This is a genomic window from Candidatus Zymogenus saltonus (genome assembly GCA_016929395.1).
GTDB lineage: Bacteria > Desulfobacterota > Zymogenia > Zymogenales > Zymogenaceae > Zymogenus > Zymogenus saltonus.
In genome coordinates this window covers 40,520-54,820 of sequence record JAFGIX010000046.1, presented here as the reverse complement: position 1 = coordinate 54,820, position 14,301 = coordinate 40,520, and the positions used below count along the sequence as shown (strand labels likewise).

Sequence of the window (14,301 nt, the reverse complement as noted above, 5' to 3'; positions counted from 1 at the left end):
GGGGAGCAAATGAGAAAAAGGAACTTCTTACTTCTTATCATTTTAGCATGTTGCCTTTCGCTTATATACACAAACTCATTCGCCGCGGAGAGGGCCTGGGAAGAGCTCAACGATTCCGAGGTTTCAATAGGCAGAGAGGGAAATGTCGTTACGGTTTCCGGCCGTCTCGAGGGAAAGGGCGACTCGGATACGGTTTACCTTTTGTCTGATTCAAAAATATTTTCCATCGATTTTGAATATCCGCCCCCCGGCACCGATTTTTGGGCAGAACTGTTCTGGGGCAACGGAAGCACTACAAACATTAAGTATCAGCTGAACAGCATAAAATATATTACTCCAGGTTATTTGGGCGGCATGTATCTAAAGATCTACTCGAAAAGGGGCTCGGGCGGATGGTCGTTTAGATACGCGGAGAAAGATAAAAGACTCATCGATTTTACATGGACAATAACGATAGGCAATAAAAGCAAAAATGTGACCGCAACAAAAGTAGAGGTTAAGGTCCCCATATTTAAGACTTTTGAAAAATATCAGGAGGTATTAGAAAGTTCTACAAATATTGCGTACAGAGATATTGGTACAGATAATCTTGGCAACAACTATTACGTTTTTGAAATACTTAATCTCAGGCCAAACAGCTCGGTTGAGATTGCAATGAACTACAAAATTATGCTAAAGGCCGATTATCCCGATCCAATGGTATGTGAAGGAGGGAAAATCTCCGGTTTTTTAAACCCGGAGCCGCTGATAGAATCGAACCATCCTTATATAATCAACCTCGCGAGAGAAATAGTAAAAGACGACATCACGGACTGCGAGAAGGCTGAATCTATATATCGTTACGCTTTGCAGAATATCAGCTATGAATTCCAAACTCCCATGGTTGGGGCGTTAAAGGCCTTAAAAAGCGGAAAGGGGGACTGCAACGAGTTCACAGACGCAATAATCGCCCTCTCAAGGGCGTCTGGAATACCCGCGAGGAAGGGAAACGGCTTCGCCTACTTTGAAGAGAACCACCTTGAATCACACGCCTTCCCGGAAGTCTATTTGCCCGGCCTCGGCTGGTCTGTTGCAGATCCTACTCTATGTTGTTTTGTAAAAAGACCTCCCATTTATTTATACAACTATGTTGGTGAAAACCCATCACTATTTAAACACCCCGATTGGGAAGAGTACACATACAACTGGTGGTTTGATGGTGATATTGAGCCGAACATTTGGGACGAATATAAGGTTGAGGGAAGGGAGCTGGAATAGCGATTATCTACTTCTGAAATAACAATGAAAAAAGGGGCGCATTCAATATAGCCCCTTTTTTTATGGAATCGACCGCCCCGCCGAAGTCGAGGTACCGACGAGGGAGACAAAATCCGCCGGCCCTGTAACAATCACCTCTTGATGTTTCCCTTCAGGGGATTTTCAATATACCCCCACTTTCCGTCAACCATAACTGCGGCGACCCCTTCGGAAAAATCGTAGGCCTTTTCGTAGCGAATGTCGATTATCAACCTTCCAGTCTTGTCTATATAACCCCACCTGTCGATCGCCATGTCATCGGTGAAGCTCTTCATGTCCCCGTCGTCGTCCACGCCGACCCTCGAAAGCCCCTCGGAGAAGTTCAGGGCGAAGTCTATCTCGGCAAACCCCGGCTTCAAAATGAAGTCGCCCGATCTTTCGCCCAACCTTTCGATATATCCCCACCTGCCTCCCATAACCACCACGGCAATCCCATCTTTAAACGGAAAGGCCGTATCGAAGCGGGGCTCGATTGCGATCTTCCCGTCCCTGCCGATGTACCCCCATTTACCCCTTGAGAGAACCGGAGAAACCCCATCGGTGAAGCGCCTCTCCTCCTTCAAAACATTCCCCGCCTTGTCGATAAACAGAGTTTTCCCGTCAATCTCGACTATGGCCGCGCCCTCCGAAAAGGGCCACGCAATATCGAACCTCGGTTCGATTACCACACCACCCTCCCTGTCGATGAATCCCCACCTGCCTATCCCGAGTCCGCCGATGTTGACCGCCGCCAGTCCCTCCGTGAACGACAGGGCCCAGCCGAAGACGGGCTCAATCCTGTATTTCCCCTTTTTGTCGATAAAGCCCCAGATGCCGCCGCTGTTTACCGGCGCCAGCTCCTCGGAGAACCTCCAGGCCAGGTCGTAGGCCGGCTTTATTACGATCTTCCCGTTGTGATCGATATACCCCCATTTGCCGTCAACCTTAACCGACGCCAGCCCCTCGGAAAAGGACATGGCGCTCGTAAACCGGGGTTGAACTGCGAACCTGGGCTCAACGGGGAATTTCTGGCCAATCACCGCAGTTCCGAAACCGGTCGAAACAAGGATGAGCAGAAAAAAGGCCGTTATCTTACGTATCATTTATCAATCCCTCCTCACCACTTCTCCTACCACTTTTCATATTTCCAGGTCTTCTGCATCTCCGGCGGAAGCCCGCCGCCGTACTCCGGGCCTATCTTTCTCACCACCTTTGCGGGGGAGCCGACGGCCAAGGAGTAGTCCGGCACGTCCTTGGTAACGAGGGACCCCGCCCCGATGACGCACGCCTTGCCTATGGTCACCCCCGGCATGATCGTGGCCCGGGTCCCGATCCACGTCCCCCTCTTCACTAGGATCGGCTCGAACCTAATCTTCCCGACCCGGTAGTTCTCATCTCCGATATCGTGGGCAAAAGTGATAAAGTGAACGTTGGAGGAGACTCCCACCCAGTCCTCGAGGGTGGTGTGTTTCAGGGCGATGCATCCCTGTCTTAAGCTTGACGCAAATCCCATGCTCACAGGCCCTTCTATTAAGACTCCCGGCCCGATTACGGCAAGCTCCCCCATTGTCAGGGGGCCGTCAATGAGGTCGAGGACAGCGCCCTCCTCAATTATAGAATCCCTGCTTAAAATCATGTCTTTGTAAGAGCTTGTTAAAACGTCCTTGAAGACATACGATACCCCCTTCCTCCCACCCACCCTGTTTATTATCGTCCCCCTCAGGGCGGCGGCCCAATAGGAGCGGCGGGGGAATATCAGGTGGTTTATCAGTATCTTCATGGGCCACCTCGAAAGCTCCCTGGCGTCGTATTTCAGAGAGTGTTTGTTGAGGTAGGCGGACAATACCTTCTTCTCTCCCATAACTTTTGACCTTTAAAGAGTTTAAAAATAGCTCTCGATCGTATCCCAGAGGGGGCGGATCACCAGAGAGAGCCTCTCCTTGATCACCACGTCCGCCACGTCGTCAAAGGGCGTTGGCTGCGCGTTGATGACAACGAGCCTTCCGCCGCCCCCCAAGCATCCCATGACGATCTCCTTTACGTGATCGACGAGGAGCGACGACCCCATCGTAAGGAGGAGATCAGCGCCCTCGGCAAGCTCCAACCCCCGGTCGTAGTCATCGGTCCGCTCGAAGGCGAAGACTATATTCGGTCCCAATATCCCCCCGCATTTCTGGCAGAGGGGCGGGATATTCAAAAACTCTATCTCGCTCAATATCTGCCCCATCCCGCACTCTTCGCCGCAGCCGAAGCAGTGCCCCCCCTCGAGGTTCCCGTGAATCTCGAAGATCCTTTCGCTCCCCGCCTTTCGATGGAGTCCGTCGGTGTTCTGGGTAATCACCCCGGAGAGAAGCCCCCTTTTCTCCATATCTCTCAAGAAGTAGTGATTTACGTTCGGTCTGCTCGATATCATAGGAAAGAGGAGCGGAAACCAGAAGCGGTAGAACATCTCGATGTAATCGAATTTGCCGTCGGTATAGGCCTCCATCGGCATAAACTGGTAGGCGTGAATCCTCTCCCAGAGAAGGCTCTTCGGGCTCCTGAAGTCGGGAATCCCCGACTCGGTGGAGACCCCGGCGCCGGTCAGGGCGACGGCGCTTTTAGAGAAATACAAAAGCTCCGCCGCCCTCCTTATCTTCTCCATCAATGTCTATCCTCCCTCCCCTGTTACGACCAATTCAATCATCAAAGTCAAAGACAGCACATTTTTGGATTGTATGAAATCGATAACTCATTGTCAAGAACCATCGCCCGATTGAGGGATAGAAGACAGAGGTTTTCATTGACAATCAGTACTTTTTGACCTAAAATTGCCATCAGGGATAAATCTTGGGTAAAAGAGATAAAAGTAGCTATTTTTAACATACGAGATAATGAAGCTGATAATCAATAAGGGAAAGGGATTTCGTTTTTTCGGAAAGCCTAAAAATCCGCCGGGCTTATCAGAAATTCCCCCGATCAAGGGGAGAGGTCGAAGACGGCAGGACCGAAGGGTGGAGTACTTCATTATGTCCTCGATCGTCTTTCACCTCATACTCCTTTTCATCTTCTCCCTCATAACCATAGACCTCACACAGGCAAAGAAGGAGCCCCTCGTCATAGAGTTCAACGATAAGGAGAAGTACGAGTTCAACGATTTTCCCCAAGACAAGGAAACGGACGAAGAGGTGGACACCCACAGGCTCTCCGACAAGAACAGGAAGTTCGAAGAGGAATCCGTAAAGAAGGGGAGCCCCCTCGGCGGGGGGACGCCGAAAACTCCTTCAAAGCCGATAACTCCGTCACCCCCGGTAAATCCCACCCCTCCGAAACCCAAGGCCGAGAAAGAGCCGAAAACCGATGTGGTCTCCCCGAAAAAGGAGATTGCCAAGAAGACGGGAAAGCCGAAGAAGACCGAAGAGGACACAGAAAAAAAATATAGTAACGACAGGCTTACTGCGACCGACCTCTTTCCCGACGACAACACCATCGCCCGCTTGAACAAGCCCCCCGGCACAACTTCTCCGGGGATAAAGGAGGAGGAGGACGTCTCCTTAAACACGAGGGAGTTCAAATACTACGGCTATTTTCACCATATAAAAACGCAGATAGAGATGGCGTGGGACTACCCCCTCGAGGCGCAGAAAAATCAGTGGGGCGGGCTCCTCTCCGTCATTTTTACGGTGGAGAAGGACGGGAGGGTTTCCCGGGTTATTCTTATATCTTCCTCCGGCCACGAAGTCCTGGACGACGCCGCAATCGATGCGATAAACTTCGCCTCGCCCTTTAATCCAATTCCGGAGTCGATCGGTGTGGAAAGGCTCAATATAACCGCCAGTTTCGAGTACATCAACTCCATTTTCGGCGTCAGATAATACCCCTGCATGAAAAAATTCGTTGATTATAGTAAAAAAATTTAGTATAAGAGTCTGTCAATTATTTAATTAATCTAAATGAGGTGTAGCGATGGAGTTCCTATCAGGCCCCGAAATCATCAAGTTCATTCAGCAGTTTGCAAACCCGGCATTAGTTATTTTTTTCAAGGCGATAACCTTTTTGGGCAATGAAAATTTTTATCTTTTAGCGATTCCCTTAACGTATTGGTGTATCGATAAGAAATTCGGCGTGAAGCTCGGCATCGTCTTTCTGCTGAGCGCCTATATAAACAACTTCCTTAAATACATATTTCAGACACCACGCCCAGCCATTTCCGACGGCGTGAAAATCCTGATAGAGGAAATGAACTATGCGTTCCCCAGCGGACACGCCCAGGGCGCCGTGGTGTTCTGGGGGGCGGTCGCCTGGGAGCTGAAAAAGACGTGGCTGACCATCGTTGCGATTATCTTGATGATTCTAATAGGGATCTCCCGTCCCTTCCTCGGAGTGCACTGGCCCATCGATGTCCTGGGGGGTTGGCTCATCGGCGCGATAATTATCGGCGTCTACATCCTTTACGACGCCAAGGTCTCCAAGAGGGAATACAACATCAAACTGGTTCCCAAGATCATACTGATTCTCATAAGCGGCGCCTTTTTTTACTTCCTGAGCCCGGAGTCGTCGTTAATGGTCGGAACATACGTGGGACTCGCCATAGGGTATTTTCTTGAGAAGGAATACATCAATTTTACGCCCCGCTCAGTCTGGTGGTATCAAGTCCTGAAGATACTCGTCGGGGTTGCCGGCGTGGTGATTATCAAGATATTCGTCAAAAAGCTTTTCGCCCTTATGCCCGGGGAGTTGGACATCTACACCGCCGTCCGTTACGCCCTCATAGGCTTCTGGATTGCGTTTGTGGTCCCGGCGATGTTTCGCGGAAGGAAGGGATAGGAATATACTTTAACGTTTTTCCATTGAGGGGAATGCGATTTGTCAAAAAAAGATGAGGTCTTCGTCCACGATTCCGCCTTCGTAGACGACGGCGCGGAGATAGGCGAAGGCACCAGCGTCTGGCATTTCACCCACATCCGGGAAGGGGCGAAGATCGGGGAGAGATGCAACATCGGCCAGAATGTCTACGTAGGCCAGGGGGTGAAGATAGGAAACGGGGTGAAGATTCAGAACAACGTCTCGGTATACGAGGGGGTGGAGGTGGGTGACTACGTCTTTCTCGGACCCTCCGCCGTTCTCACGAACGTCTTCAATCCGAGGAGCGAATTTCCGAGGAAGGACGAATACAGGAAGACGATCATAAAGGACGGGGCAACCGTAGGCGCCAACGCCACGATAGTATGCGGGGTGACGCTTGGCAGGTCGTGCTTCATCGGGGCCGGAGCGGTTGTGACCAGGGACGTCGGAGACTTCTCCCTTGTTTACGGAACCCCGGCGAGGCACATGGGGTGGATCTGTGCCTGCGGGGTGAATATCGAATTTGGAGGCGAGGACAAAACATCATGTCCCGCCTGCGGCAGGAACTACATCAAGAGTGAGAGCGGCGTAAGCCCAGCATATAGAGGAGAAAACGAGAAAAAATGAAGGTTCCACTGTTGGATCTAAAGGCCCAGTACGCCGCGATAAGGGGCGAGATAAAAGAGGCGGTTGAAGGGGTGTTGGAGTCCCAGTACTTCATCCTTGGGCCGGAGGTGGAGGCGCTGGAGGGGGAGGTCGCCCGATACGTGGGGGCGGACTTCGCCGTGGGCGTGGCCTCGGGAAGCGACGCCATCCTGGTGGCGCTGATGGCCCTTAAAATAGGCAGCATGAGCGGGGGAGAGGCCACAGACGCCGTCGTCACGACCCCGTACTCCTTTTTCGCCACGGCGGGCTCCATTACGAGAGTAGGCGCCGTCCCGATCTTCATCGACATCGATCCGGCCACCTTCAACATCGACCCGGAAAAGCTTAAATCTTTTCTCTCTGGGCTAAAATCGAGCGGGGACTCCCTGAAGACGAAGGACGGCTTGAAAATTAAGGCGATAATGCCGGTCCATCTCTACGGCCAGACGGCCGACATGGACCCGATTCTGGAGCTGGCCGTAAAATACGGCCTCTCGGTAGTCGAGGACGCGGCCCAGGCCATCGGCTCAAAATACAAGGGGAGGGGCGCCGGCTCGATGGGCGACTTCGGCTGCTTCTCATTCTTCCCATCGAAGAACCTTGGGGGCTACGGGGACGGCGGTATGCTGACCACAAACAACGCAGACCTTGCAGAGCGGGCCAGGATACTGAGAAATCACGGGAGCAAGCCGAAGTATTACCACAAGATCGTGGGATTGAACAGCCGCCTGGACGCCCTCCAGGGAGCCATATTGAGGGTAAAGCTTAAGCATCTGGACAAATGGTCGGAGGGGAGGAGAAAAAACGCCGACATATACAGGGAGCTCATCACATCCTCGGGCATTGCGGCCGGAAAAAATCCGGTCGTTACCCTGCCGGTCGAGGTCGACGGCTACCACCATATCTATAACCAGTTCGTCATCACGGTTGAGGATAGGGACGGGCTGAGGGCGTGCCTCGCAGATAACGGCATAGGCACGGAGATATACTACCCCCTGCCGTTGCACATCCAGGAGTGCTACAAAGACCTCGGCTACAGCAAGGGGGACTTTCCGGAGTCCGAGAGGGGAGCCCTGACGAGCCTCGCCCTCCCGGTATATCCCGAGCTTACCCGTAAGATGATCGATTACGTGGTGGATACGATCGCGGAGTTTTATAAGTAGAATATTTATGAGGGCTGCCTCCCCGATTTCGGGGAGGAGAAGGGGAAAAGGGGGTTTAGGGAGTTGAGAAGTAATGAGGTGGGAGGGGGAGAAGGAGAGGGGGATGGGGGGAGAGGGTCTTTCGGCACAAGGTGAAGACGTTCAATATCGGTCGTCGTCCTTCGTTTTCCAAGACGGGGGGATCAAAGATGACCGTTTTCACACTCAGCCACGGCCCCGAAAGGGCACGGCGCCGCCGCTTTTTAAAAAGAAAGTTTGAGGAACAACCTTTGATTGCGGTAGTCGACTACGGAATGGGAAACCTGAGGAGCGTAAGCAAGGCGTTGGAGCGCCTCGGCCAGGACGTCGTGGTGACGTCCGATCCCGCTCTGATCGACGACGCCGCGGGGATGGTGCTGCCGGGCGTGGGCGCCTTTCCCGACTGCATGAGAAATCTCGTGGACAAGGGCCTCGCCGATCCGGTCGTCGACTTCATCAAAGGAGGCAGGCCCTTCTTCGGGATCTGTCTCGGGCTTCAGCTCCTGTTCACCGAGGGTTACGAATTCGGCCGTCACGACGGTCTGGGGATAATTCCGGGAAGGGTGGTCCGCTTCGAGGGAAAGGAGTTTTCTGGAGATAACAAGCTCAAGGTCCCCCACATGGGTTGGAACCAGGTCAATTGGAAGAAAAGAGAGGGGGCATTCACCCCCTTCGACACATTAGTGAACGGCGATTACTTTTACTTCGTCCACTCCTATTACGTTGTCCCGGAAGACGATAAATATACGGCAGGCACGACCGATTACGGGGTTGAGTTCGTCTCTGCGGTCGGCCGGGAAAATATCTTTGCCACCCAGTTCCACCCGGAGAAGAGCCAGGAGAAGGGGCTCGAAATCTTGAAGGCCTTCGGGGAGTACGTGAACAGATGGGAATCGTAGTAATACCGGCGGTGGACATGATGGGGGGAAGGGCCGTCCGGCTTTCCCAGGGCGACTTCAACAAGGAGACCCGCTACTTTGAAGACTCCTTCGACGCCGCCAGGAACTGGGTGGAGTGCGGGGCAAAAAGGCTCCACCTGGTCGATCTCGACGCCGCGAAAAAAGGCGCCCCGGCCCATATGGATACGGTCGCAAGGATCGTAAGGGAGCTTCGTGTCCCGGTGGAGATCGGCGGCGGGATAAGATCGATGGACATAGTCGAGAAATACCTCGGGATTGGAGTCGGCTGGGTCATCGTAGGAACGGCCGCGGTGGACGACCGCGATTTCGTCCTTACGGCGGCCTCCCGCTTCCCCGATAGGATCATCCTCGGAATAGACGCCAGGGACGGACTCGTCAAAACTAAGGGGTGGACCGAGGGGACCGCGCTCACGGCGGTGGAACTCGCCCGCTCATACATAAACACCGGGATAGCGGCGGTGATCTACACAGACATCGCAAAGGACGGGGTCGGGGGCGGGGTCGATATCGAGGGGACGAGAAGGCTCGCGGTTGACGGGAAAATCCCCACAATCGCCTCGGGGGGGATAAAGTACATAGACGACATCAGGGCGGTCATCCCCCTCGAAAAGGACGGCGTTATCGGGGTCATCGCAGGGAGGTCCCTCTACGAGGGCACCCTCGACCTCGCCGAGGCCATCCGGGAGGCGGATGGGAAGAAAGCAACGGCGGGCGGTTAAAACCGCGGCGTTAAGTGAAAAAGCTTCCCTATTTTTCGCCGCAACTTTACTGTAACGCACGGTTGTAAAAGAGTTCGGAAGATATTATTATTCGGAGCATAAAGCCTTTTAGATGCTGGCAAAGAGAATCATTCCATGCCTTGACGTAAAGGACGGGCGCGTTGTAAAGGGCATAAATTTTATCGACCTCACCGACGCGGGCGACCCGGTGGAGAACGCCTCCATCTACGACGGCGAGGGGGCGGACGAGCTGACGTTTCTGGACATTACGGCCTCCTCGGACAAGAGGGACATCATCATCGACGTGGTGAGGCGGACGGCCGAGCAGGTGTTCATGCCCCTTACCGTCGGCGGGGGGATAAGGACTCTGGAGGACATCCGGGGGCTTCTGAACGCCGGGGCGGACAAGGTATCCATCAACACCGCGGCGGTGAAAAACCCCGAGTTCGTCCGAGACGCCGCAAAGCGCTTCGGCTCCCAGTGCATCGTAGTGGCCGTCGACGCGAAGAGGAGAAAGACGGGCGACTGGGGCGTCAAGATAAAGGAGAGCACGAGGAGGATACCCGGGAAGGAGGGCGATGACGACCTCACATGGGAAGTGGTGACCCACGGGGGAAGGGAGGTCACGGGGATAGACGCGATTAAGTGGGTAATCAGGATGGAGGAGATGGGCGCAGGCGAGATCATGCTAACCAGCATGGACTTCGACGGCACGAAGGAGGGATACGATCTCGCCCTGACGAAGAAAGTCTCTGACTCTGTGACGATCCCGATAATCGCCTCGGGGGGGGTGGGAAACCTGGAGCACATCTACGAGGGCTTCACGAAGACCGGGGCGGATGCCGCCCTGGCGGCCTCCATTTTTCACTTCAGGGAGTACTCCATAAGGGAGGCCAAGGAGTACCTGAGGGACCGCGGTGTGCCGGTAAGGCTCTGACAGAATCTGCACCAAGGCCCTTATCAGCAGGGGGAGGGACAGAGGGGACTTCGACAAAAGGTCAATTGATTGGGAGCGGATATATCGTGAGGATATTGTGACGTGAGTAAATTGTGAATATTACGGCGGGGGAACTCAAGGGGAGAAAGCTCTTCACCCCGAAGGATAGGTCGGTCAGGCCCACCGGGGCCAGAGTAAGGGAGGCCCTCTTTTCGATCATCGGAGATGCGGTCACCGATGCCCTGGTTCTTGACCTCTTCTCCGGTGCGGGTACCATCGGGATCGAGGCGTTGAGCCGGGGGGCGGATCGCTGCACCTTCGTTGATAAAAGCGAAAAGGCCCTCGAAGTCCTTAAAAGGAACATCAGAGAATTGGGAATCAGGGAAAGGACGTCCATTATCCCCCTTGATGCCGCAAAGGCGATAAAAATGGTCAAAAGGAACGGCGAAAAATTCGACATAGTCTTTTTGGACCCCCCCTATCGGCAATTCAACCAGACTCAAGAGCTCATCCTCTCCATCTCCTCCGAAGATATAGTAAATCAGTCGGGGATTCTTATCTGGGAGCACGATTCAAAGAGGTCTCCGGAAGACCTCTACGGATCTTTAAAAAGGGAAAATACGAAGCGTTACGGTGATACAAGTATATCCTTTTTTTCCAAACAAGTGAGGTAAAAAATGCCCAGTCTCGCTGTTCTCGCAGGCACCTTCGACCCAATCACGATGGGTCACGTCGATTTGGCCGAAAGGGCCCTGACGGTCTTTGATAAGGTAATTATGGCCATCGGGATAAATCCCTACAAAGAGACCCTTTTTACGGTAAAAGAAAGGATCGAGATGATAAAGGAAGCGCTCAAGGACTACGACGATTCCGTCGTGGTAGATTCCTTTGAGGGGCTCCTCGTCGATTACGCCGAAAAGGTAAACGCCAGGGCGATCATCCGGGGGCTTCGGGCGGTGTCCGACTTCGAGTTCGAGCTTCAGCTTGCCCTGATGAACCGCAAATTGAACCGCAACATCGAGACATTCTTTTTGATGACCGGGTACAGATACCTGTACGTCAGCTCCAACATCATCAAAGCCGCCGCCATAGCAGGGGGGCCCGTCACCGATCTGGTGCCCAAATGTGTGGAAAGAAAGTTGATGGAGAAATACTCAAAGGCATACGAAAGCAGGAGAAAATAGTATGAAGAAAAAGCTTTCCGACAGGGCCTTGGGGCTCGCCCCCTCCGCGACCTTGGCGATCTCGGCGAAGGCCAAGGAGCTCAAGGCGAAGGGTGAGGACGTAATCGGCTTCGGCGCCGGGGAGCCCGATTTTGACACGCCGGCAAACATAAAGGAGGCGGCGATCCGGGCGATAAACGACGGCAAGACCGGTTATACAGATGTCGGGGGAATCATTGAGCTCAAAAAGGCGATAGTGGAAAAATTCAAGAGAGACGCCGGCCTGACCTACGAGCCGTCGGAGATAGTCGTCTCCTGCGGGGGAAAACACTCTTTGTTCAACCTCTGCCTGGCGTTTTTCGAGCCAGGGGACGAGGTGATCATACCCGCGCCCTACTGGGTTTCCTACCCGCCCATGGTGGAGCTCTCCGGGGCCAAGCCGGTAATCATATATGCAGGGGTGGAAAAGGACTTCAAGATAACGGTCGGCGACCTCAAAAAGGCGGTCACGAAGAAGACTAAGGCGATTATCTTCAACTCCCCCTCAAACCCCACTGGAGCCGGGTACACAAAAGAGGAGATAGAAAAGATAGCCGAGTTCGCCGTTGAAAACGAGATCTATGTGATTTCCGACGAGATATACGAAAAGCTGATCTACGGGGGATTCGAGCACGTGAGCATCGCCTCTTTGGGAAACGAGATAAAGGATCTCACAATAGTCGTAAACGGCATCTCCAAGACCTACGCCACCACCGGGTGGCGCATCGGCTACACCGCCGGCCCCAAGGAGCTGGTCTCCGCAATGACCAGAATCCAAAGCCAGAGCACATCGAATCCGACCACGATCTCCCAGTGGGCGGCGATCGAGGCCCTCTCGGGCCCCCAGGACGAGGTTGAAAAGATGAGGAGCACCTTCGAGGAGCGCCGCTCCATCATGATCGAGGGGCTGAACGAGATCGAGGGGGTGCGCTGCAACTGGCCTCAGGGGGCGTTCTACGCCTTTCCGGATGTCTCCGGTCTGTACGGGAAATCCCATTCCGGCGGAAAAATCGGCGGGTCATTGGATTTCGCCTCCTACCTCCTCTCGGAGGTGAAGGTGGCCCTGGTCCCCGGGGCGCCCTTCGGAGACGACAACTGCATCCGCCTCTCCTACGCCTCTTCCATCGAGGATATAATGGGTGGCATGAAGAGGATCAAGGAGGCGGTGTCGAGGCTTTCCTGATCCCCAAATTTCGACCGATCGACCTTCGTGGAGCCGGGTCAATATCTGTTGGATTGGAATTTTGAAATTGATTGGTTCTAATTGATCGACATTTAGGCTGTTTTATCTGGGGGGGGCGGCGAATTTTCACCTTATGGAGACGGGACGTTAAACACCGCGCGGCCTCACTCGGCTTTAAAAATCGAACGACCGGGAGCGCATAAAGACTTTCACCTCATAGGAGCCGACGGTTAAACGCCCGACATGACACTGCTTTTTTGTAAACCTGAACAGTGCCGGTTGCGGGATGCCGACCACGGATGCGGTTAGTGATGAGTCGGCTATGGATTAGAAAAGCCATCGAAAAATCGTCACGACAAAAAGGGAAGGGTCTCGAAAGATTTTTTAGAATCCAATCACAACCGATACCGTTTATTGAAAAAGCTTCCGTTTAGTCTCAACGACAAACCCACCTTTTTTGTCCCGCTTTGAGAACATCCATCGAGCGTCGATAATTAGATAATTACAAAGGCTCCCCGGTGACCCTCACTCCTCGCCGAAAACCAGCGCCTCGTAGGTGTAGATCTCCGTCTTCTTGTCCTCCCACGCATCCCTGTCAAGCCCGGCCTTGATACAGGTCTGCTCCAAAAACGTGTCCCTGTCCCAACCCCGCTCCGAGGCGACCTGGGGCAGAAGGGTTCCCCGACTCAATCCCCTGATGATATACAAACCGTGCCTCCCCACCTCTATCTCCGATACGTCCCTGATCCTCTTTAGGGGGCTCAAAACGGATATCTCGATATCGAGATCTTCCACCTCATCGGGGGTGACCTTGCTGAAGCGAAAATCGCTTATGGAGGCGGCCCTTGCCATTCTTTCCACCGTTTCGAAGAGCGGCCCCTCCGCCTCGAACCTCCCGATACACCCCCTGAGCTTTCCTTTTTTATGGAGGGAGACGAACGCCCCCGCCTCCATCTTTAGATTCTCTTCGGTTATTTTTGTTCCCGAAGCCTCTTTTGAATCGGCCTTTTCCTTTTTTGACCCGGAGGCGGCATTTTTGACACTCTCTCTCGCAATCCGAAGCAGCTTTACCTTTTCCTCTTCAGTCAAGCTTATCTCAACCATAAAGACCTCCCCGCAAACTACCTTGTTAAATCTCCTTGCTCCGACCTCTCAATTACAGCGGATCGATATTGTCCGGCCTTTCAACCGCCACTATCCCCAGCTCATCCGAAAGCTCTTCGATAACACCGTCCACCACTCCCTCAAAACCGGGGGCTATCATAATCTCCAGAATCATCCCTTCCCTGTCCACGGTCCTAACGGCCGCCGCCCCATCATAAGACTCAATGATATATTTTAATAGGGCGATCCCGTCCCTTCGTATTTTATAATATTTTTCCGTTGTTTCCAATATCTTTTGAAGCCCCCGTATA

16 protein-coding genes are annotated in these 14,301 nt (G+C 53.3%); 11 read left to right on the top strand and 5 right to left on the bottom strand.

Going from position 1 to position 14,301, the window contains the following annotated elements; translation table 11 throughout:
• Nucleotides 1-9 precede the first annotated feature (9 nt).
• Nucleotides 10-1,257, top strand: coding sequence for a transglutaminase domain-containing protein (locus tag JW984_08935; GenBank protein MBN1573304.1), 1,248 nt, complete (start codon nucleotides 10-12; stop codon nucleotides 1,255-1,257).
• Nucleotides 1,258-1,388: 131 nt separating this feature from the next.
• On the opposite strand, the gene JW984_08930 is transcribed toward JW984_08935, so the two are convergent.
• The 3 genes from JW984_08930 to JW984_08920 form a co-directional block, all read right to left on the bottom strand.
• Nucleotides 1,389-2,378 carry a WG repeat-containing protein gene (locus JW984_08930; protein MBN1573303.1) on the bottom strand — a complete coding sequence of 330 codons (990 nt, stop codon included), beginning with the start codon at nucleotides 2,376-2,378 and terminating at the stop codon, nucleotides 1,389-1,391.
• Between the two features lie 26 nt (nucleotides 2,379-2,404).
• Nucleotides 2,405-3,055 carry an acyltransferase gene (locus JW984_08925; protein MBN1573302.1) on the bottom strand — a complete coding sequence of 217 codons (651 nt, stop codon included), beginning with the start codon at nucleotides 3,053-3,055 and terminating at the stop codon, nucleotides 2,405-2,407.
• Between the two features lie 102 nt (nucleotides 3,056-3,157).
• Entirely contained in the window at nucleotides 3,158-3,919 is a 762-nt protein-coding gene (locus tag JW984_08920; GenBank protein ID MBN1573301.1) for an NAD-dependent deacetylase, read from the bottom strand.
• A gap of 229 nt (nucleotides 3,920-4,148) precedes the next feature.
• Here JW984_08920 and JW984_08915 point away from each other — a divergent pair, with 229 nt between their 5' ends.
• The 10 genes from JW984_08915 (at nucleotide 4,149) to JW984_08870 (ending at nucleotide 12,886) form a co-directional block, all read left to right on the top strand.
• The gene (locus JW984_08915; GenBank protein ID MBN1573300.1) at nucleotides 4,149-5,129 is read left to right on the top strand and encodes an energy transducer TonB; all 981 of its coding nucleotides are present in this window, start codon (nucleotides 4,149-4,151) and stop codon (nucleotides 5,127-5,129) included.
• A gap of 91 nt (nucleotides 5,130-5,220) precedes the next feature.
• Complete coding sequence (locus tag JW984_08910) at nucleotides 5,221-6,081, top strand: phosphatase PAP2 family protein (protein MBN1573299.1); 861 nt, start codon at nucleotides 5,221-5,223, stop codon at nucleotides 6,079-6,081.
• 39 nt (nucleotides 6,082-6,120) lie between these two features.
• Complete coding sequence (locus JW984_08905; GenBank protein MBN1573298.1) at nucleotides 6,121-6,726, top strand: N-acetyltransferase; 606 nt, start codon at nucleotides 6,121-6,123, stop codon at nucleotides 6,724-6,726.
• Entirely contained in the window at nucleotides 6,723-7,907 is a 1,185-nt protein-coding gene (locus tag JW984_08900) for a DegT/DnrJ/EryC1/StrS family aminotransferase (protein MBN1573297.1), read from the top strand. Before JW984_08905 ends, JW984_08900 begins: the two co-directional genes overlap by 4 nt.
• Nucleotides 7,908-8,095: 188 nt before the next feature.
• Complete coding sequence (gene hisH / locus JW984_08895; protein MBN1573296.1) at nucleotides 8,096-8,824, top strand: imidazole glycerol phosphate synthase subunit HisH; 729 nt, start codon at nucleotides 8,096-8,098, stop codon at nucleotides 8,822-8,824.
• On the top strand, nucleotides 8,818-9,564 hold the full coding sequence (gene hisA, locus JW984_08890) for a 1-(5-phosphoribosyl)-5-[(5-phosphoribosylamino)methylideneamino]imidazole-4-carboxamide isomerase (protein MBN1573295.1): 747 nt from the start codon (nucleotides 8,818-8,820) through the stop codon (nucleotides 9,562-9,564). The genes hisH and hisA overlap by 7 nt, the downstream gene beginning before the upstream one ends.
• A 112-nt stretch (nucleotides 9,565-9,676) precedes the next feature.
• Nucleotides 9,677-10,501, top strand: a complete 825-nt coding sequence (hisF, locus tag JW984_08885) for an imidazole glycerol phosphate synthase subunit HisF (GenBank protein MBN1573294.1) — start codon at nucleotides 9,677-9,679, stop codon at nucleotides 10,499-10,501.
• Nucleotides 10,502-10,614: 113 nt separating this feature from the next.
• Complete coding sequence (gene rsmD / locus JW984_08880; protein MBN1573293.1) at nucleotides 10,615-11,175, top strand: 16S rRNA (guanine(966)-N(2))-methyltransferase RsmD; 561 nt, start codon at nucleotides 10,615-10,617, stop codon at nucleotides 11,173-11,175.
• Between the two features lie 3 nt (nucleotides 11,176-11,178).
• Complete coding sequence (gene coaD, locus JW984_08875; GenBank protein ID MBN1573292.1) at nucleotides 11,179-11,685, top strand: pantetheine-phosphate adenylyltransferase; 507 nt, start codon at nucleotides 11,179-11,181, stop codon at nucleotides 11,683-11,685.
• Between the two features lies 1 nt (nucleotide 11,686).
• On the top strand, nucleotides 11,687-12,886 hold the full coding sequence (locus JW984_08870; GenBank protein ID MBN1573291.1) for a pyridoxal phosphate-dependent aminotransferase: 1,200 nt from the start codon (nucleotides 11,687-11,689) through the stop codon (nucleotides 12,884-12,886).
• A gap of 525 nt (nucleotides 12,887-13,411) precedes the next feature.
• On the opposite strand, the gene amrA is transcribed toward JW984_08870, so the two are convergent.
• Nucleotides 13,412-13,990, bottom strand: a complete 579-nt coding sequence (gene amrA / locus JW984_08865) for an AmmeMemoRadiSam system protein A (GenBank protein ID MBN1573290.1) — start codon at nucleotides 13,988-13,990, stop codon at nucleotides 13,412-13,414.
• Between the two features lie 52 nt (nucleotides 13,991-14,042).
• Entirely contained in the window at nucleotides 14,043-14,279 is a 237-nt protein-coding gene (locus JW984_08860; GenBank protein MBN1573289.1) for a DUF4911 domain-containing protein, read from the bottom strand.
• Nucleotides 14,280-14,301: the final 22 nt, after the last annotated feature.

Coding starts and splice junctions, on each gene's coding strand:
- JW984_08930 (MBN1573303.1), bottom strand. CDS start 2,378: ATGATACGTAAGATAACGGCCTTTTTTCTGCTCATCCTTGTTTCGACC.
- JW984_08870 (MBN1573291.1), top strand. CDS start 11,687: ATGAAGAAAAAGCTTTCCGACAGGGCCTTGGGGCTCGCCCCCTCCGCG.
- amrA (MBN1573290.1), bottom strand. CDS start 13,990: ATGGTTGAGATAAGCTTGACTGAAGAGGAAAAGGTAAAGCTGCTTCGG.
- hisH (MBN1573296.1), top strand. CDS start 8,096: ATGACCGTTTTCACACTCAGCCACGGCCCCGAAAGGGCACGGCGCCGC.
- JW984_08910 (MBN1573299.1), top strand. CDS start 5,221: ATGGAGTTCCTATCAGGCCCCGAAATCATCAAGTTCATTCAGCAGTTT.
- JW984_08925 (MBN1573302.1), bottom strand. CDS start 3,055: ATGAAGATACTGATAAACCACCTGATATTCCCCCGCCGCTCCTATTGG.
- JW984_08935 (MBN1573304.1), top strand. CDS start 10: ATGAGAAAAAGGAACTTCTTACTTCTTATCATTTTAGCATGTTGCCTT.
- coaD (MBN1573292.1), top strand. CDS start 11,179: ATGCCCAGTCTCGCTGTTCTCGCAGGCACCTTCGACCCAATCACGATG.
- JW984_08915 (MBN1573300.1), top strand. CDS start 4,149: ATGAAGCTGATAATCAATAAGGGAAAGGGATTTCGTTTTTTCGGAAAG.
- hisF (MBN1573294.1), top strand. CDS start 9,677: ATGCTGGCAAAGAGAATCATTCCATGCCTTGACGTAAAGGACGGGCGC.
- JW984_08900 (MBN1573297.1), top strand. CDS start 6,723: ATGAAGGTTCCACTGTTGGATCTAAAGGCCCAGTACGCCGCGATAAGG.
- JW984_08920 (MBN1573301.1), bottom strand. CDS start 3,919: ATGGAGAAGATAAGGAGGGCGGCGGAGCTTTTGTATTTCTCTAAAAGC.